Source organism: Streptomyces sp. NPDC107454 (genome assembly GCF_055582885.1).
In genome coordinates this window covers 68,762-87,462 of record NZ_JBVJPA010000021.1, presented here as the reverse complement: position 1 = coordinate 87,462, position 18,701 = coordinate 68,762, and the positions used below count along the sequence as shown (strand labels likewise).

General features: G+C 69.0%; 17 protein-coding genes. 15 read left to right on the top strand and 2 right to left on the bottom strand.

The annotated features are described in order from the left end of the window. Positions 1-116: 116 nt before the first annotated feature. Positions 117-1,463, bottom strand: coding sequence for a UDP-N-acetylglucosamine 1-carboxyvinyltransferase (gene murA / locus ACZ69M_RS41680; protein WP_067379861.1), 1,347 nt, complete (start codon positions 1,461-1,463; stop codon positions 117-119). 280 nt (positions 1,464-1,743) lie between these two features. Between murA and ACZ69M_RS41675 the strand changes: the two genes are divergently transcribed. The 14 genes from ACZ69M_RS41675 (at position 1,744) to ACZ69M_RS41610 (ending at position 16,976) form a co-directional block, all read left to right on the top strand. Next, positions 1,744-2,319, top strand: a complete 576-nt coding sequence (locus ACZ69M_RS41675) for a YqgE/AlgH family protein (protein ID WP_054229660.1) — start codon at positions 1,744-1,746, stop codon at positions 2,317-2,319. Positions 2,320-2,349: 30 nt separating this feature from the next. Continuing rightward, complete coding sequence (locus tag ACZ69M_RS41670; RefSeq protein WP_075029065.1) at positions 2,350-2,646, top strand: DUF3039 domain-containing protein; 297 nt, start codon at positions 2,350-2,352, stop codon at positions 2,644-2,646. A 253-nt stretch (positions 2,647-2,899) separates the two neighbouring features. Next, the gene (locus ACZ69M_RS41665; protein WP_470058333.1) at positions 2,900-4,219 is read left to right on the top strand and encodes an extracellular solute-binding protein; all 1,320 of its coding nucleotides are present in this window, start codon (positions 2,900-2,902) and stop codon (positions 4,217-4,219) included. A gap of 4 nt (positions 4,220-4,223) precedes the next feature. Then, positions 4,224-5,168, top strand: a complete 945-nt coding sequence (locus ACZ69M_RS41660) for a carbohydrate ABC transporter permease (RefSeq protein ID WP_470058331.1) — start codon at positions 4,224-4,226, stop codon at positions 5,166-5,168. 2 nt (positions 5,169-5,170) lie between these two features. Next, positions 5,171-6,019 carry a carbohydrate ABC transporter permease gene (locus ACZ69M_RS41655; protein WP_373559073.1) on the top strand — a complete coding sequence of 283 codons (849 nt, stop codon included), beginning with the start codon at positions 5,171-5,173 and terminating at the stop codon, positions 6,017-6,019. 1 nt (position 6,020) lies between these two features. Beyond that, a complete protein-coding gene (locus tag ACZ69M_RS41650; RefSeq protein WP_470058329.1) occupies positions 6,021-7,697 on the top strand; it encodes a beta-N-acetylhexosaminidase in 1,677 nt (558 codons plus the stop codon). 280 nt (positions 7,698-7,977) lie between these two features. Then, positions 7,978-8,871 (top strand): FAD binding domain-containing protein, encoded by an 894-nt coding sequence (locus ACZ69M_RS41645; RefSeq protein WP_352049009.1) that lies wholly within the window; start codon positions 7,978-7,980, stop codon positions 8,869-8,871. Then, positions 8,868-10,487 carry a (2Fe-2S)-binding protein gene (locus ACZ69M_RS41640; protein WP_470058327.1) on the top strand — a complete coding sequence of 540 codons (1,620 nt, stop codon included), beginning with the start codon at positions 8,868-8,870 and terminating at the stop codon, positions 10,485-10,487. The genes ACZ69M_RS41645 and ACZ69M_RS41640 overlap by 4 nt, the downstream gene beginning before the upstream one ends. Further along, positions 10,484-12,790 (top strand): xanthine dehydrogenase family protein molybdopterin-binding subunit, encoded by a 2,307-nt coding sequence (locus ACZ69M_RS41635; protein WP_470058325.1) that lies wholly within the window; start codon positions 10,484-10,486, stop codon positions 12,788-12,790. Before ACZ69M_RS41640 ends, ACZ69M_RS41635 begins: the two co-directional genes overlap by 4 nt. Further along, positions 12,787-12,951: a hypothetical protein gene (locus ACZ69M_RS41630; RefSeq protein WP_470058323.1), complete on the top strand. Its 165-nt coding sequence runs from the start codon at positions 12,787-12,789 to the stop codon at positions 12,949-12,951. The genes ACZ69M_RS41635 and ACZ69M_RS41630 overlap by 4 nt, the downstream gene beginning before the upstream one ends. A 194-nt stretch (positions 12,952-13,145) precedes the next feature. Further along, positions 13,146-14,324 carry an SUKH-4 family immunity protein gene (locus tag ACZ69M_RS41625; RefSeq protein WP_470058321.1) on the top strand — a complete coding sequence of 393 codons (1,179 nt, stop codon included), beginning with the start codon at positions 13,146-13,148 and terminating at the stop codon, positions 14,322-14,324. A gap of 487 nt (positions 14,325-14,811) precedes the next feature. Continuing rightward, positions 14,812-15,420: a hypothetical protein gene (locus ACZ69M_RS41620; protein ID WP_470058319.1), complete on the top strand. Its 609-nt coding sequence runs from the start codon at positions 14,812-14,814 to the stop codon at positions 15,418-15,420. 441 nt (positions 15,421-15,861) lie between these two features. Beyond that, entirely contained in the window at positions 15,862-16,320 is a 459-nt protein-coding gene (locus tag ACZ69M_RS41615; protein ID WP_470058317.1) for a RusA family crossover junction endodeoxyribonuclease, read from the top strand. Continuing rightward, the gene (locus tag ACZ69M_RS41610) at positions 16,296-16,976 is read left to right on the top strand and encodes a hypothetical protein (protein ID WP_470058316.1); all 681 of its coding nucleotides are present in this window, start codon (positions 16,296-16,298) and stop codon (positions 16,974-16,976) included. The genes ACZ69M_RS41615 and ACZ69M_RS41610 overlap by 25 nt, the downstream gene beginning before the upstream one ends. Before the next feature lie 79 nt (positions 16,977-17,055). Here the strand turns inward: ACZ69M_RS41610 and ACZ69M_RS41605 are convergent, their stop codons facing one another. Next, positions 17,056-17,472: a hypothetical protein gene (locus tag ACZ69M_RS41605; RefSeq protein ID WP_470058314.1), complete on the bottom strand. Its 417-nt coding sequence runs from the start codon at positions 17,470-17,472 to the stop codon at positions 17,056-17,058. Positions 17,473-17,540: 68 nt separating this feature from the next. Between ACZ69M_RS41605 and ACZ69M_RS41600 the strand changes: the two genes are divergently transcribed. After that, positions 17,541-18,593, top strand: a complete 1,053-nt coding sequence (locus ACZ69M_RS41600) for a YfjI family protein (RefSeq protein ID WP_470058312.1) — start codon at positions 17,541-17,543, stop codon at positions 18,591-18,593. Positions 18,594-18,701 lie beyond the last annotated feature (108 nt).

The window sequence follows — 18,701 nt, the reverse complement described above, 5'->3', positions numbered from 1 at the left end:
GGAGTTCGGCCTTCGCGTCGAGTTCCACGAGCTTCTTCATGCTGTGTCTGTCCGGGGGGTGACCCCTGGACCCCCAGCCGGGGGCAGCTGCCCGGGCCGGAGGGGAGAGGCTGAGGTCAGCCGAGCGCCTTGCCCGGGAGTTCGACCTTCGCGCCGAGCTCCACGAGCTTCTCCATGAAGTTCTCGTAGCCGCGGTTGATCAGGTCGATGCCGTGGACGCGGGAGGTGCCCTGGGCCGCGAGGGCGGCGATCAGGTACGAGAAGCCGCCGCGGAGGTCGGGGATGACCAGGTCGGCGCCCTGGAGCTTGGTCGGGCCCGAAACGACGGCCGAGTGCAGGAAGTTGCGCTGGCCGAAGCGGCAGTTCGAGCCGCCGAGGCACTCGCGGTAGAGCTGGATGTGCGCGCCCATCTGGTTCAGCGCGGAGGTGAAGCCGAGGCGGGACTCGTACACCGTCTCGTGGATGATCGACAGCCCCGTGGCCTGCGTCAGGGCGACCACCAGCGGCTGCTGCCAGTCGGTCTGGAAACCGGGGTGGACGTCCGTCTCCAGGGCGATGGACTTGAGCTGCGAGCCCGGGTGCCAGAAGCGGATGCCCTCGTCGTCGATCTCGAACGCGCCACCCACCTTGCGGTAGGTGTTCAGGAACGTCATCATCGAGCGCTGCTGGGCGCCGCGGACGTAGATGTTGCCCTCGGTCGCCAGCGCCGCGGAAGCCCAGGAGGCGGCCTCCAGGCGGTCCGGGAGGGCCGCGTGGGTGTAGCCGCCGAGCGAGTCCACACCGGTGATGCGGATCGTCCGGTCGGTGTCCATGGCGATGATCGCGCCCATCTTCTGCAGTACGCAGATGAGGTCCTCGATCTCGGGCTCCACGGCGGCGTTGGACAGCTCGGTGACGCCCTCCGCGAGCACCGCCGTCAGCAGCACCTGCTCGGTCGCGCCGACGGACGGGTACGGCAGCTGGATCTTCGTGCCGCGCAGCCGCTGCGGAGCCTCCAGGTACTGGCCGTCCGCCCGCTTCTCGATCCGCGCGCCGAACTGCCGCAGTACCTCGAAGTGGAAGTCGATCGGCCGGCCGCCGATGTCACAGCCGCCGAGACCCGGGATGAACGCGTGCCCCAGACGGTGCAGCAGCGGGCCGCAGAAGAGGATCGGGATGCGCGACGAGCCCGCGTGGGCGTCGATGTCGGCGACGTTCGCGCTCTCCACGTGCGACGGGTCGAGGATCAGCTCGCCCGGCTCCTCACCCGGACGGACCGTCACGCCGTGCAGCTGCAGCAGCCCGCGCACGACGCGCACGTCGCGAATGTCGGGGACATTGCGCAGTCGGCTCGGAGCGCTGCCCAGCAGGGCGGCGACCATGGCCTTCGGTACGAGGTTCTTCGCACCGCGGACACGGATCTCGCCCTCGAGCGGGGTTCCGCCGTGGACAAGCAGTACATCGTCAGAGCCGTTGACGGTCATGTATCTCGCGTTCCGATGAGTTGGGCAGGAGTATGCGTCGGCAGGCCGGTTGGGCGGGAGCCGAAGAGCAAGGGTAATCGCCGCCCACCCCCCTTAAGTAAGCCCAAGGACCACCCAGCAACGTCATAGCTTTGCCACAACACGAACCGTTCCGAATCGGGCACACGGGGTCACCGGAGACGGTGTGCGCGGGGGACGCTCCTCTGCGCCCTGAGCTGCATTCACCCGGGTACGGGTATTGGGTCCCCCTACCCGGGGAAGATGCGGGATCATGTCTGGCATGACCGAGGTGTCCTCGCTCACAGGGCGGCTGCTCGTGGCCACGCCCGCCCTGGCGGACCCGAACTTCGACCGCGCGGTGGTGCTGCTCCTCGACCACGACGAGGAGGGCTCGCTCGGTGTCGTCCTCAACCGGCCGACCCCGGTGGACGTCAGCGACATCCTGGAGGCCTGGGCCGACCTGGCCGGGGAGCCCGGCGTCGTCTTCCAGGGCGGCCCGGTGTCGCTGGACTCGGCGCTGGGCGTGGCGGTGATCCCGGGCGGCGTCGCCTCCGGGGAGCGCGCGCCACTCGGCTGGCGGCGGGTGCACGGCGCGATCGGCCTCGTCGATCTGGAAGCCCCACCGGAACTTCTCGCCTCGGCCCTCGGCTCCCTGAGAATCTTCGCCGGGTACGCGGGCTGGGGCCCCGGCCAGCTGGAGGACGAACTGACCGAGGGTGCCTGGTACGTGGTGGAATCCGAACCGGGAGACGTCTCCTCCCCGTCCCCGGAGCGCCTCTGGCGCGAGGTTCTGCGCCGCCAGCGCAACGAACTCGCGATGGTGGCGACGTATCCGGACGACCCTTCACTCAACTGATGTCCGTGACCTTCAGTACCCTTGGCTTTCATGAGCACTCTTGAGCCTGAGACCCAGCCCCAGCGAGGCACTGGGACGGGGACCCTCGTAGAGCCGACGCCGCAGGTGTCGCACGGCGACGGGGACCACGAGCGCTTCGCCCACTATGTCCAGAAGGACAAGATCATGGCGAGCGCCCTCGACGGCACGCCCGTCGTGGCCCTCTGCGGCAAGGTGTGGGTCCCGGGCCGCGACCCGAAGAAGTACCCCGTGTGTCCCATGTGCAAGGAGATCTACGAGTCCATGGGCGCCGGTGGCGACAAGGGCAAGGGCGGCCAGGACAAGTAACGGGCGCCGCCGAGCACCGGCGGCCCGACGATCACAAGGCCCTCGGGGCGCGTTCCGGCGCGCCCCGAGGGCCTTTGCGTCGTGTGTGCCGGCGGTCTTCGCGCCGGTTGCCGTTGCACAGGGTGCGCCCCGTGGTCACAGAGTGGTTGAGACCTCTTGTGGGCATGTCCATGTAGTCCATAGCCTCCGGTGTGTTGTGCAGAGCGAAACCGCCATTGCGTATGTTGCAACGCCCCCCATCGGAGGATGCTCGATGAAGCTCTCTGTGAAGCTGCCCGTGAAGCTCCCCGCCCGAACGGCCGTCGCCCTCGCCGCCCTTGTCGTCGCCACCGCCTGCGCCCCCCAGACCTCCGGCAACTCCTCCTCCGGAAAGGACGAGAAGACCGGCACGCTGCGGGTCTGGCTCTTCCAGGAGGTCAGCAACGGGCCCAAGGAGAAGGTCGTCGACGCGGCCGTCAGCACCTTCAAGAAGGCCCACAAGGACACCAAGGTCACCATCGAGTACATCCCCGTGGAGACCCGCGCCCAGCGCATGAAGGCCGCCTTCAACGACCCGAAGAGCGCCCCCGACGTCATCGAGTACGGCAACACGGACACGGCGGGCTACGTCAAGGACGGCGGACTCGCCGACGTCACCAGGGAGTTCGCCGACTGGAGCGAGGCCAAGGACACCGACCCGACCGCCAAGCAGTCCGTGACGGTGGACGGGAAGATCTACGGCGCCCCGTTCTTCGTCGGCGTCCGCGCCCTTTACTACCGCACCGACATCCTCAAGGGCCTCGGCCTCGAAGCCCCCAGGACCCAGGCCGAGTTGATCTCCACCGCCAAGAAGATCCGCGCGGCCGATCCCGGCCTCTACGGACTCGTGGTCGGCGGCGCCTACACATACGGCGCGATGCCCTTCATCTGGTCCCAGGGCGGCGAGATCGCCCAGGGCAAGGGCGGCTCCTACGCCGCGACCATCGACAGCGAGGCCGCCCGGAAGGGCATCAAGGCCTACACCTCGCTGTTCGGCGCCGACAACTGTCCCGCCGCCAAGTGCGCGGGCATGACCGGCAACGACACCGTCACCGCGTTCTCCTCCGGCAGGGCGGGCATGGCCATCGGCGGCGACTTCAGCCACGCCGCGATCGAGGCCGGGAAGATCAAGGGCAAGTACGCGGTCGTGCCGTTGCCGGGTGTGAAGCCGGGCTCGGTGGCCCCGGCGTTCGCGGGCGGCAACAACATCGGCGTCCTGAAGAGCACCTCGCACCGCGCCCTCTCCGTCGACCTGATGGAGCAGCTGGCGAGCAAGAAGACCCAGAGCGAGCTCTTCGACGCCATGGGGTTCCTGCCCACGTACAGCGACGTGCGGGACGCGGTCGCGAAGAAGCAGCCGTTCGTCGCGCCCTTCGTGAAGACCCTCGCCTCGGGCGCCAGGTTCGTGCCCGCCTCGGCCGCCTGGTCCCAGATCGACGCCTCGCTCGTCCTGCCGACGATGTTCCAGGAGGTCATCAGCGGCAAGAAGGACGTCGCGGCGGCCTCGAAGGACGCGGCGAAGAAGATGAACGACGCGTTCAGCTCCGTGGGGTGAGCGGATGACCACGCGAGAGGCCGTCGCCCGACCGGTCACGGTCGCGAAGGCCGCGGCCGGCGTCCCCGGCAGCCGGCGCGCCCGCTGGACCCCCTGGCTCCACCTCGCCCCCGCCCTCGTCGTCCTCGGCGCCCTGCTCGTCTACCCCATCTACCAGCTCGGCCTGATCTCGCTCCTGAAGTACACCCAGGCACAGGTCAGCGGCGGCGAACCGACCGCCTTCGAAGGGTTCGGCAACTACACCACCCTCTTCGCCGACGACCAGTTCTGGCAGGTCCTGATCGCCACGCTGGTGTTCGCGGCGGCCTGCGTGCTCTCCACCCTGGCCGTCGGCTGTGCCCTCGCCGTGCTCCTCACCCGCGTACGGGCCCTGCCGAGGCTCGCGCTGATGCTGGCCGCGCTCGGCGCGTGGGCGACTCCGGCGGTCACCGGGTCCACGGTCTGGCTGTTCCTGTTCGACCCCGACTTCGGGCCCGTCAACCGGGTCCTGGGAATCGGCGACCACTCCTGGACGTACGGGCGCTACAGCGCCTTCGCCCTCGTCCTGCTCGAAGTGGTCTGGTGCTCCTTCCCGTTCGTGATGGTGACGGTCTACGCGGGGATCCGGGCCGTACCCTCCGAAGTGCTGGAGGCGGCCGCCCTGGACGGCGCCTCGCAGTGGCGGATCTGGCGCTCGGTCCTCGCACCGCTGCTCCGCCCGATCCTGGTGGTCGTCACCATCCAGTCGGTCATCTGGGACTTCAAGGTCTTCACGCAGATCTACGTGATGACGAACGGCGGCGGCATCGCCGGCCAGAACCTCGTGCTGAACGTGTACGCCTACCAGAAGGCCTTCGCCTCCTCGCAGTACGGCCTCGGCTCGGCGATCGGCGTGGTCATGCTGGCAATCCTGCTGGCGGTCACGCTGGTGTACCTGCGGCTGCTGCGCAGGCAGGGGGAGGAACTGTGAGCCTGATACCCGGCTTCGTACGGCGTCCCCGGCGCCCCTGGCGGCTCGCCGCCGAGGCGTCCGCGCTGCTGATCGCGGTGGTCGTCGCCTTCCCCCTCTACTGGATGGTGCTCGGCGCCTTCAAACCGGCCGGGGAGATCGAGTCCACCGAGCCCCGGCCGTGGACGCTTTCGCCCTCCCTGGATTCCTTCCGGCGCGTCTTCGGGCAGCAGGAATTCGGCCGCTACTTCGTCAACAGCCTTGTGGTGGCGGGGTCCGTGGTCGTCGTCTCGGCGCTGATCGCGTTTCTCGCGGCGACCGCGGTCACCCGATTCCGCTTCCGTTTCCGGACCACCCTGTTGATCATGTTCCTGGTCGCGCAGATGGTGCCCGTCGAAGCGCTGACGATCCCCCTCTTCTTCCTGATGCGGGACTTCGGCCAGCTGAACACGCTGGGCTCGCTGATCCTGCCGCACATCGCCTTCTCGCTGCCGTTCGCGATCTGGATGCTGAGGGGTTTTGTGAAGGCGGTTCCCGAGGCGCTGGAGGAGGCCGCGTACATCGACGGGGCGAGCCGTACGCGATTCCTCTGGCAGATCCTTTTCCCGCTCGTCTTCCCGGGGCTGGTGGCCACGAGCGTCTTTTCCTTCATCTCGGCCTGGAACGACTTCCTGTTCGCCAAGTCCTTCATCATCAGCGACACCTCGCAGTCCACCTTGCCGATGGCCCTCCTCGTCTTCTACAAGCCCGACGAGCCGGACTGGGGCGGCGTGATGGCGGCGTCCACGGTGATGACGATTCCGGTGCTCATCTTCTTCGTACTCGTACAGCGACGCCTGGTCTCCGGCCTGGGCGGAGCGGTGAAGGACTGACGTGAACCATGTGATTCCGGCGCCCCGCGCCATCGAGGGCCCCATGCGTTGCGGGGTCGAACTCGACGCGGAGACCACCCTGTGGGCCGCTCCCGGCACGGACGCCACGGAGCGCTGGCTGCGCGCCGCGCTCGGCGCCGCGCTCGGCCTGCCGCTGCGACCAGGACCGCAGGACGCCCGCAACGCCGTACGGCTGCTCCTCGACGACACCCTGGAGCCGGAGGCGTACAAACTCAGCGTCGTCGTCAACTGGGGCATCGAGATCCGGGGCGGCGGCGCGGCCGGGGTCTTCTGGGGCGCGCAGACCCTGCGTCAACTCCTCGGCCCCGATGCCTTCCGCCGCGCCCCCGTCCGGCCGGGCAGGACGTACGGAATCGCGCACCAGATCATCGAGGACGCCCCTCGATTCCCCTGGCGCGGACTCATGCTCGACGTCTCCCGGCACTTCATGCCCAAGGACGGCGTCCTGCGTCACCTCGACCTCATGGCCGCCCACAAACTCAATGTCTTCCACTTCCACCTCACCGACGACCAAGGCTGGCGTGTCCAGATCAAGCGGTATCCGAAGCTGACGGAGGTCGGATCCTGGCGGGCGCGCACGAAATTCGGCCATCGTGCCTCGCCCCGGTGGGAGGAGAAGCCGCACGGGGGCTTCTACACGCAGGACGACATCCGCGAGATCGTCGCGTACGCGGCCGAGCGGCATATCAGTGTCGTCCCCGAGATAGACATCCCCGGGCACTCGCAGGCCGCCATCGCCGCGTACCCGGAACTGGGCAACACCGACGTCATCGACACGACCTCCCTGACCGTCTGGGACACCTGGGGCGTTTCCAAAAACGTACTCGCCCCCACTGACAACACCCTGCGCTTCTACGAGGGGGTGTTCGAGGAACTCCTGGAGCTCTTCCCGGCGGACGCCGGCCCGATCACGCGGTTCTCGCCGTTCTCGGGGTTCTCGGGCTTCTCGGGGTTTGTGCACATCGGCGGCGACGAGTGCGCCAAGGACCAGTGGAAGCAGTCGCCGACCGCGCAGGCGCGCATCAGGGAACTGGGGCTCGCGGACGAGGACGAGCTGCAGTCCTGGTTCGTCCGGCACTTCGACAACTGGCTCTCCGCGCGCGGGCGTCGGCTGATCGGCTGGGACGAGATCCTGGAGGGCGGGCTGGCCGAGGGTGCGGCGGTGTCCTCGTGGCGCGGCTACCAGGGCGGCATCAGGGCCGCCCGCGCCGGCCACGACGTGGTCATGTGCCCCGAGCAGCAGGTGTACTTGGACCACCGCCAGGCCGCGGGTCCGGACGAGCCGGTGCCGATCGGATATGTCCGCACCCTGGAGGACGTCTACCGCTTCGAACCCGTTCCGCCCGAGCTCACCGAGGCGGAGGCACGGCATGTGCTGGGCACTCAGGCGAACGTGTGGACCGAGGTGATGGAGGACCCCGCACGCGTGGACTACCAGACCTTCCCCCGGCTCGCGGCCTTCGCCGAGGTCGCCTGGAGCGCCCTGCCCGCCCCCGCCGAGCGGGACTTCGCCGACTTCGAGCGCCGGATGGCCGCCCACTACGGGCGACTTGACGCCCTGGGCGTGGCCTACCGCCCGCCCACGGGCCCCCTTCCGTGGCAGCGGCGCCCGGGTGTGCTCGGACGTCCGATCGAGGGGGCGCCCCCAAACGTGTGAGGTGACCCCCGACCGGCGTGTCCCGGCCCGTTCGCCCCGACGCAGTGGCCCCACAAGGCAAAAGACACCCAAGGGCCACCGAAGAGTGGCAATTCGTACTGACCGGCGATGCCGTAGGAAAACGGACCATCTCCCTGGTGAGGGGGCGAATGCCTCCTAGCGGACCCCCGCGTCGAGGGCCGGGGAAGATGTGCCAGAGTTGCCACGTCCGCCCTGTCAGCACGTACCGTACGCGCAACACAGGTGGGACCAGGTGGGGCAGCGGGAAGGGGCAGCCGGTTTGACCACGCACGCACCGCAGGCGGCGCAGGCCGTGACGCTGCCCGCCTCGCTGGACGAGGCAGTGGCGGCGCTGGCCGCCATGCCCGCCGCCGTCCCCGTGGCCGGCGGCACCGACCTCATGGCCGCCGTCAACTCCGGACAGCTGCGGCCCGCCGCACTTGTCGGCCTCGGCCGGATCAGCGAGATCCGCGGCTGGCAGTACCAGGACGGCCACGCGCTGCTCGGCGCCGGCCTCACCCACGCCCGCATGGGGCGCCCCGACTTCGCGGCCCTCATCCCGGCGCTCGCCGCCGCCGCGCGCGCCGCGGGACCGCCGCAGATCCGCAACGCGGGCACCCTGGGCGGCAACATCGCCTCGGCGGCCCCCACGGGGGACGCGCTGCCCGTGCTGGCCGCCCTGGAAGCCACGCTGATCATCGCGGGCCAGGGCGGAGCCCGCCGTGAGATCCCGGTGTCGCACCTGCTGGCGGGCATGGAGATGCTCCGCGGCGGCGAACTCATCGGCTACGTGCGGGTGCCGCTGCTGCACGCGCCGCAGGTCTTCCTGAAGGCGACCGGACGCACCGGACCCGGGCGCGCCATCGCGTCCGTCGCGCTCGTGCTGGACCCGGCGCGGCGCGGTGTGCGGTGCGCCGTTGGCGCCATAGCGCCGATGCCGCTGCGGCCCCTGGACGCGGAGGCGTGGGTCGCCCAGCTGATCGACTGGGACAACAGCCGGACGATCGTGCCGGAGGCGCTGAACGCCTTCGGGGAGTACGTCGCCGCGGCCTGCATCCCCGATCCCGTCCCGGCCGAGGACGGCTCCGTGCAACAGCTTCCGCCCGCCGTACTGCACCTGCGGCGCACCGTCGCCGCGCTGGCCCGACGAGCACTGGGGAGGGCACTGTCGTGACCGACGACCAGCACAGAGAGGGCACTCCGCGGACCAGCGGCAGGTGGGACCCCCTCCCGCAGGGGGACTACGACGACGGCGCCACCGCCTTCGTCAAGCTCCCCGAGGGCGGAATCGACGCTCTTTTGGCGGAACGTGAGACGCCTCTCGCGGCCCCCGGCCACGGCTATGTGCCCCCCCGGATCACCACGGCGCCCCCGGCGGCCGACCCCGGGGCCACGGGCACCTGGGCCACGCCGGCCGAGGCCGTCCAGTGGCCGGACCCCAACGCCGCGCACCAGGAAGCCGTACGCCACGAGTCCGGGCATCAGCAGGCCGCGCACGACGGGTTCTCGTACCACCCCGGCGCCACGGGGCAGTGGGACTTCGGCGAGGTCGCCCGGGAGGGCGCCCCCTCCGGTCATCACCCGGCCGACGCGCCCGGACACGACGTCACCGGACAGTGGTCGATTCCGGTCGCCGGAGGTGATCTTCCGGACGAATCGGGCGAGTTCACCACGTCGGCCCTCGTCGAGCAGTGGGGCGGCACGCCGCCCGCCACACTCCCGGGCGGTGCGGCAGCGCCCTGGGCGACCTCGGAGATCGGCGAGCCGTGGTCCGCCGCACCGCGCGCGGCGACCCCCGAGGCCCCGCAGGCCTCTGAGGGCCCGGTGGAGCCCGCGCGGCACATGCATGCGGAATCGGCCGCCGAGGCCGCCCAGACGGCCGCGCAGGCCGCTCACGAGGCTCCTGAGCCGGCCGCCGGGCCCACGCACGCGACGGCCGAGGCGTACGGGACCCCGGACGGGGCGGGACCGGACCACGACCCGGCCATGCGGACTGCTCCGGCAGCGGTCCCGGAGGACTCCTCGGAATACCTTTCGGAGCAGCTTCCCGAGCACCCTTCGGAGTACCCCGAGACCCCGGCGCCGGACGCCCCCGCCGCGGAGGCGGGCGACCCGGACACCTCGGCGCCGCCCCCGCACGACGAACACCCCCTGGCCTCCTACGTCCTGCGCGTCAACGGCGCCGACCGCCCCGTGACCGACGCCTGGATCGGCGAGTCGCTGCTCTACGTCCTGCGCGAGCGCCTCGGCCTCGCGGGCGCCAAGGACGGCTGCTCGCAGGGCGAGTGCGGAGCCTGCAACGTGCAGGTGGACGGGCGGCTCGTGGCGTCCTGCCTGGTGCCCGCCGTCACCGCCGCGAGCAGTGAGGTGCGTACGGTCGAAGGCCTCGCCGCCGAAGGACAGCCCTCGGACGTGCAGCGCGCCCTCGCCAAGTGCGGCGCGGTGCAGTGCGGATTCTGCGTCCCGGGCATGGCCATGACCGTGCACGACCTCCTCGAGGGCAACCCGGCCCCCACCGAACTCGAGACCCGCCAGGCACTGTGCGGCAACCTGTGCCGCTGCTCCGGCTACCGCGGAGTCCTGGACGCCGTACGCGAGGTCGTCGCCGAACGCCAGGCGCACAACGCGGCCGCCGCCGAGGCCACACCGGACGCGGACGAGCCGCGCATCCCGCACCAGGCGGGGCCCGGCGCGGGCGGCGTCAACCCCTCGGCGTTCGAGGACCCTTCTCCGTACGACTCCCAGGCGCCGCATGAGCAGCCGTACGGCCAGGACGGAGGCCAGGCGTGAGCAACGAGACCGCGACCGCGACTCCCGCGGCACCCGACACCGGCCCCGAGCCGCTGCCCCACGGGCTCGGCGTGTCGCTGCCCGCCGCGGAGGCCCGCGCCAAGACGGAGGGCACCTTCCCGTACGCGGCCGACCTGTGGGCCGAGGGCCTGCTGTGGGCGGCCGTGCTGCGCTCGCCGCACCCGCACGCGCGCATCGTGTCCATCGACACCAGCCACGCGCGCGAGATGCCCGGCGTACGGGCGGTCATCACCCACGAGGACGTGCCCGGCTCCGCCCTGCACGGCCGCGGCCGCGCGGACCGCCCGGTGTTCGCCTCCGAGGTCGTACGCCACCACGGCGAGCCCATCGCGGCCGTCGCCGCCGATCACCCGGACACCGCGCGGATGGCCGCCGCGGCCGTCATCGTCGAGTACGAAGTACTCGACCCGGTGACCGACCCTGAGCAGGCGTTCGAGGCCGAACCCCTGCACCCCGACGGCAACCTGATCCGGCACATCCCGCTGCGCCACGGCGACCCGGACGCGGTCGGCGAGATCGTCGTCGAGGGCCTGTACCGCATCGGCCGCCAGGACCCGGCCCCGATCGGCGCCGAGGCCGGACTCGCCGTGCCCCGCCCGGACGGCGGCGTCGAGCTCTACGTCGCCTCCACCGACCCGCACACCGACCGCGACACCGCCGCCGCCTGCTACGGCCTGGAGCCCGAGCGGGTGAAGGTCGTCGTCACCGGAGTGCCCGGCGCCACCGCCGACCGCGAGGACCAGGGCTTCCAGCTCCCGCTCGGCCTGCTGGCCCTGCGGACCGGCTGCCCGGTGAAGATCACCGCGACCCGCGAGGAGTCCTTCCTCGGCCACGCCCACCGGCACCCCACCCTCCTGCGCTACCGCCACCACGCGGACACCGAGGGCAGGCTGGTGAAGGTCGAGGCACAGATCCTGCTCGACGCGGGCGCCTACGCCGACACGTCCGCCGAGTCGCTGGCCGCCGCGGTCTCCTTCGCCTGCGGTCCCTACGTCGTCCCGAACGCCTTCATCGAGGGCTGGGCCGTGCGCACCAACAACCCGCCCTCCGGCCATGTGCGCGGCGAGGGCGCCATGCAGGTCTGCGCCGCCTACGAGGCGCAGATGGACAAGCTCGCCAAGAAGCTCGCCATCGACCCCGCCGAACTGCGCCTGCAGAACGCGATGGCCACCGGGGACGTGCTTCCGACGGGCCAGACGGTGACCTGCCCGGCCCCGGTCGCCGAACTGCTCCAGGCCGTACGCGACTACCCCCTGCCCGCGCTCCCCAAGGACACCCCCGAGGACGAGTGGCTGCTCCCGGGCGGCCCCGAGGGCGCGGGCGAACCCGGTGCCGTACGCCGCGGGGTCGGCTACGGCCTCGGCATGGTCCACATGCTCGGCGCCGAGGGCGCGGACGAGGTCTCCACGGCCACGGTCAAGGTCCACGACGGCGTCGCCACGGTGCTGTGCGCGGCCGTCGAGACCGGCCAGGGCTTCACCACCCTGGCCCGCCAGATCGTCCAGGAGACCCTCGGCATCGACGAGGTGCACGTGGCGCCGGTCGACACCGACCAGCCGCCCGCGGGCCCCAGCTGCCGGGGCCGCCACACCTGGGTGTCGGGCGGAGCGGTCGAACGCGCCGCGAAGATGGTCCGTACGCAGCTCCTGCAGCCCCTGGCGCACAAGTTCGGCATGTCCACGGAGCTCCTCCAGATCACCGACGGCAAGATCACCTCCTACGACGGTGTGCTCTCGACCACCGTCACGGAGGCGATGGACGGCAAGGAGCTGTGGGCCACCGCGCAGTGCCGCCCGCACCCGACCGAGCCGCTGGACGAGGCGGGCCAGGGCGACGCCTTCGTGGGCCTGGCCTTCTGCGCGATCCGCGCGGTGGTGGACGTGGACATCGAACTGGGCTCGGTGCGGGTGGTGGAGCTCGCGCTCGCCCAGGACGTCGGCCGGATCCTCAACCCCGCCCAGCTCACGGCCCGCATCGAGGCGGGCGTCACCCAGGGCGTCGGTGCCGCGCTCACGGAGAACCTCCGCACCGCCCGCGGTCTGGTCCGCCACCCCGACCTCACCGGTTACGCCCTCCCGACGTCCCTGGACGCCCCCGACATCCGCATCGTCAAGCTCGTCGAGGAGCGCGACGTCGTCGCCCCCTTCGGCGCGAAGGCGGCCAGCGCGGTGCCGGTCGTGACGTCCCCGGCGGCCGTCGCGTCCGCCGTACGGGCGGCGACGGGCCGCCCCGTCAACCGTCTCCCGATCCGTCCGCAGGCCGCCGTGGTGACCACGTCATGAGTACCCCCGAGCCGACGACCCACGACCCCGAGCCGTCGGCCCACCTTCCCGAGCAGCCGCGCTACGAGCCCCCGCCGAGTGTCGGGAAGCTGGCGCTGTGGGTATTGCTGTTCGTCGTGGCGGCCGTGGTGGTCGTCCTGGGCGGCGTGTACTTCACCTGAGACGGCTGACGGCCGCGGCAAGGCGCCCCGATGGCTTGAACCCGCGTGTTTCCGGGCCGTACGTCCTGCGTGCCTGCGGGTTTCCGGCGTTGTCAGTGGGGCGGCGTATGGTTCTCGGTCAGTGGGGAATTGCCGCTGGGCGGCGGCGAGTTCCCCACGGGAAGCACATATGCGTTCACATGCGCGGGGGAGCCATGAGCACGACTGACACCGATGTCGTCGGCGCGATCACGCTGACCGAGGACGAGCTGGATCCATACATCACGCACACGGACACACGGCAGTGGCTGACGGGGCCCGGGCTGCCGGCCGAGGGCACGCTGCTGGCCTTCGGCGCACTGCGGGAGCACGGGCTGCGCAGGGTCGCCGACCTGGCCGGTGACGCCGACAAACTCGCCACGGAGCTCCAGGACCAGCTGGTCGTGGGAGCCCTGCGGACCTTCGACCGGGACCTGGAGTCGATCGTCCTGGACGGGGTGACGGGGCAGGTCGCCACGACGTACTTCTTCTCCGACCCGGCTCTGATGGACCTCGCGCCACTGGCCCCCTCCCTGGAAGCCCTGGTGCGTTTCTCGGCGGCGACGGAGGAACTGACGGCGTCCCGCGGACGGTTCGCCTCCCACGAGGGCCGGTTCGGCCCCAAGGCGGTCACGGAGGCCTCCGAGTCCCTCGCCGCGGTCTTCGCGGCGGGCGCGGGCGGCGAGGTGGCGCCGTACTGGCGGATGGCCGCCCTGATCCGCCCCCTCGCCCGGATCGCGGGCCCCGGCGAGGGCCTCGTCCTCGACCTGCCCAAGCGACTGCTGGACGAGGAGTTCGGCGCGGGCGCGATCATGCGCTTCGAGGACGTCGACTTCCCGCCCGCGCTCGTGCACGAGCCGACCCGTCGCTTCCTGCGCGAGACCGGCCTGCCCGAGGACGGCTTCCTCTTCCAGCTGGACACGGAAGTGCCCCTGCCGGCCCTCGCCGACTACTACGCGGACCAGCGCCCCGACGACTTCTCCGCCGACGAACTCCCCCCGACGGCCGACCGCCTGATACGCCTCGGCTACCTCATCGAGGACACCAGCCTCGTGGTGGACGGCACCACGGGCGCGGTCCTCGCCTGGAGCGAGCCGGACATCACCCTGCGCCCCCTCAACGCCGACATCTCCACCCTCGCCTTCACCCTCTGGCTGCTCCACCGCGAGAGGGCCCTCGACGCGACCCACGACCTCACCGACTCCTACGAACAACTGGCCGCGACCATGGCCCAGACCCTCGCCACGGTCGACCCGATCGCCTGCGACCCCACGCCCACGCTGGAGGGTGACGACGGCTGGCGCTACTGGCCGGAGATATTCGAGGACGAGGCGGGCGGCACCCTCCACGGCTAGCCACCGGCCGACGACACCGCCCACACCGCCCACACCTCCCGCACAGACAGATCGGCCGCCCCCGGTCACGGGGACGGCCGACCGATCTCACCAGAGGCCGTGGCGGGAATTGAACCCGCGTAACTCGCTCTGCAGGTTTGTCTGTGCTGGTCAGAGCATGGTCCGCACGTGTTCGACGGCGTTCGTCGCCGTACATGCACAGTGATCGCCCGAGCCACATGAATAGCTCTGGACCGCCGCGTACGGCCATGAACGAGACGGAAAATGAGACGGGCGGTGTGGACGTGGCCAAGGCGTACTCAGGTCCTCAGGGGCCAGAGAACTCAACATCCTTCCCTGACGTATCGATGGCACCTGGGGGCGCTCAGCACAGGACCGAGCCCTCAACACGTGTCGCAGGGGCCGAGCGGGCGACCGGGCCGGGGCATACGGGCGAATCGGGCGCGTCTCGCAGTCATCATCGGGCGGTTGCTGGCATCTAGTACTTATGGAAGACGACCAAACGGGCGAGACCAGTGGACAGCGGCGCAGGACGCTATCCCGGCAAGTCGCTGGATGGATCGGCGTTGCCGCGGGTCTGGCAGGTATTTTGGCGGCGGTGTTCTTCATCAAGGATCGTTATTTTCCGCCAAGCTTCACGCTCACGAAATGGACAACGCGGGCCAACTCGGTTTGCGACGAGCATTATACCGACCTAATGGCTGCGATAAATAAAGCAAACGAGTCCATGGATACTCTACTTTCCGCTGCTGGCAAAATCGGGAAGCCGTCGGCGCCCACTTCCGATGAATTGAATACTCTTCTGCATGCTGCTGCGGACGACTTGGATGTTTTGGTGGGTCGTGAGCGCGGGATTGAACAGGATTTCGATAAGATTGAGCGCCCCGTGGGGTATCAAAAAAAGGTGGACACTCTGATCCTTGATATTCATCAGGTGAGCCAGACGGATGCCGATTTCGCGCAGGATACGCGCGATGCCGTGAGTAGATCAGGGAACGGTAAAACCTACAAGGAATATACCGGTCAACGTAATAAGCAGATGGGCAAGGTGAGAAAGGATCTCCAGGCCTTGGGTGTTACCAAATGCCTTTCTTAGCTCAAGTTCCTACGGTCTCCCTTCAAGCGGATAGTAGCCAGGCATCCGTGCTGCCCACTCTGGGGACCGCCCGGCGTGGGCCGAGGAGCCGACTGGGAGGGAAACTGAGACGGGTGGGGGCCGGAGAATACGAGATTCGAACTCGTGAGGGGTCCCCCCCACGCTTTCCAAATGTCCGCGCGGCCGTCCGGGGGCGTTCGTAGGGGTTCACCGGGCAGGTCCGAGCGGGTGCGCGTACTACGGTGAACGGTGGCGGCCGTCGGCGCACTAGACAAAGACCAGGACAACGAGCGGTGCCAAAACCCTCAGCTCAGACGCGAGGGGAGACGCCGTCCACCGCATGCGTAGTCTCCGAGGGTGCGCTGTGAGCCTGGACCCCTGCGCGGTGAGCCGTCTCCGCTGCTACCAACGACGTGAGCCAACGCGTAGGCTGACGCCGAGGTGGCGGACGTGCAACCAGGGAGGGGAAATGGTTGGATGATATGGGAATTTGTGGTTCCCGGAATTCCGCTCTCGGTCAATTCCAAAGATTCAAAGAAGAAGCAGCGATGGATTGATCACGTGCGGGCTTGCGCCACAAAACAGCTTCCGGAAGATGGATTCCCGCTTGTTGAGGATGTTTCCGTATCGGTTACATACTTCCATGTGGGGCCGACAGACGTAGACATCGACAACATTTTGAAGCGCATCATCGATGGAATGTATCCGGAAGTTATGGTGGATGATGCACAGATTCAAGATGTTTCGGCATCTAGGAGAGACGTCCTGGATGGTTCGTTCAGGAATCCGTCATCGATCATCCTTCCGTACCTGATCACTGGCGAGCCGTTTGTTTATGTGACCGTATATTCAGCTATGCCGCAGGAGGAGTTGCCGTGGCTTGGCAAAATGCAACGATGAGTGCGCTCCGTGAACGCGCGGAAAGGCTTCCTCCTGGATGGAAAATGTACATCGGCGTAGTCGGTGGCGAACATCTACCGGAAGGGTTTGCATCCGGCGCTCGCGAGGAGTTTGACGCTGTTGCTGTCGGCCCCGATGGTGGCATCATTTTTGAAGTTGTCCAGCAGAGGGCCGCTAGCTCGCAGGCGAAGATCGCTCGTATTGAGATGATTCGAAAGCGACTCCACCGGCTTAGCGGTTGGGACGTGGAAGTCATCGTCCTCCCTCAAGCATCACGTCTGGCGCAAGGGGGCGAGATTGAAAATAGGCTGCGGGCTGTTTCTGAGCTTGTGGAATACGGAGAGTCTTCGGGTGACAGGGAATTCTTGCGCGCTGCGTTCGTCCTAGCCTTTTCAGTCCTGGAATGGACTTTGGCGCGGCATTTTCGGGATGCTCCGGAAGGTCGCGCTCTGAGTGTCCGACAGATGGCTGAAAAGATGGTTTCGGAGGGTCTTCTATCGGAGGACATCTACCGGGAGATTCGCGAACTTCAGGCGGTGCGAAGTGAAATCGTTCACGGTCTTTCGGTGACCGCAGCAATTGATGGTGACACGGTTCGGTACATCAGGCAGGTGGCGGAAACAGTCAACGCCGAACTTTCGAAAGTTCAGACGTGACGCGAGGCCGGTATTTCTTCTCGAAAACAAGACGGGCGCGGCCTCTATTGGAGGTCGCGCCCGCTTTTCTGTTTAGCCGTCAGGAAGGCAGGAATCCCGGCTTCTCCCTGCCCAGGTCTTGCAGGTGATTCAGGTAGTCCTGTGCAGCCGGTTCGGTGCTGTAGCGCTGCCTCATGACGGCCGCGAGTTCTCGACTGGTCATGACCAGGGACGGGACAGATTGACGCTCACCCTGTAGGGCGCGCTCGCCGTGGATGAGGGCTTGTTCGAGGTCGCCCTCTCGCGCTGCGGTGACCCCCAGGGTTACCCGCGCTTCGGCGTTCCGCATGGGTGACCGCTCCGTGCCGTCGAAGTCAGTTCCCGCGCGCAGAACCTCTTCCGCGAGTGTTCGCGCAAGTCGGTCTTCCCCAACCAGTCGGTAGCAGTCCATCGCGTAGAAGTCGAACTTGGCGGGGTCGACGACGAAATGGTTGTCCAGGTTCTCGGGATACGGCATCCCCTCTAGCAGCCGGCGTCCCTTGTCGAGGGCTACCTCAACCTGCCGACGGTCCCCGAGTCGCGCCCATGCCTTGGCCTCCTGGCCTGGCCGAACCCCTGCTGTTGGCGGATGACTACACACCCGAGACGGTCACCTCGCTCATCGCGGAACAGGGCGGCCGGTTGTCGGTGATGAGCGATGAGGGCGGGATCTTCGACATCATCGCCGGTCGCTACTCGGGCAGTCCCAACATGGAGGCCTTCCTCAAAGGTCATGCCGGGGGACGCCTGCGGGTCAACAGGCAGACCCGCCGTGAGTACGTCGACGCCCCCGCCCTGACGATGGGACTGGCAGTGCAGCCCGATGTGCTGGTGGACATGGGGAAGATCAAGGGCGGGAAGGGGCGCGGTTTGCTGGGCCGCTTCCTGTACTCGCTGCCGGTGTCGACGGTCGGCGAGCGGAAGGTCATCACCGATCCGGTCCCCGAGCAGACGGCCGCCACCTACGCCGCGAGGGTCATCGACCTCGCCCTGTCGCTCGCGGACTGGACCGACCCGGCCGTCATCCAGCTCACCCCCGAGGCGGACGCGGCCCTGATCGCCTATCAGCAACGGGTCGAACCGCGGCTCAAGGAACGCGGCGGGAGGCTGGGCCACATCAACGACTGGGCCGGGAAACTCGTCGGCGCGACCGCCCGCATGGCCGCGCTGCTGCACCTCGCCGAACACGGCGGCAACGGCTACGTCCATCCCGTCACCGAAGCGACCATGAACGCGGCCATCGAGCTGGGGGAGTACTACACCGCCCACGCCCTCGCCGTGTTCGATGCCCTGGGCGCCGATCCGGTCCTGGCCCGCGCCCGCAGCGTGCTGGACGCGCTGAGGGGCAACCAGTGGGAGGACGTCAGCCGACGGGACGTCTTCAGCGTCCTTTCCCGCAGCGAGGTCCCCACCGTCGCCGATCTCGAACCCGCCCTCGCCCTGCTGGAAGACCATGGATACCTGCGGTCCTACCAACCCGAGCGCACCGCCAAGCGCGGACGCCCCCCGCCTACAGGCCCACCCCGCTTTGCGCCACGGCGCCCGGTGACCCGACCGTGCCCCCAACCCCTCCCGCACAAACCGCAAAATCCGCAATAACCCCCGGACAGCCTGCTGACCTGCGACGAGACCCCCGCCCCATCCCGACCGGGGGCCCGTCGCACAATCCCGCGAAATTCCGCAAAAAACCGAGCCCCACCCCGCCCA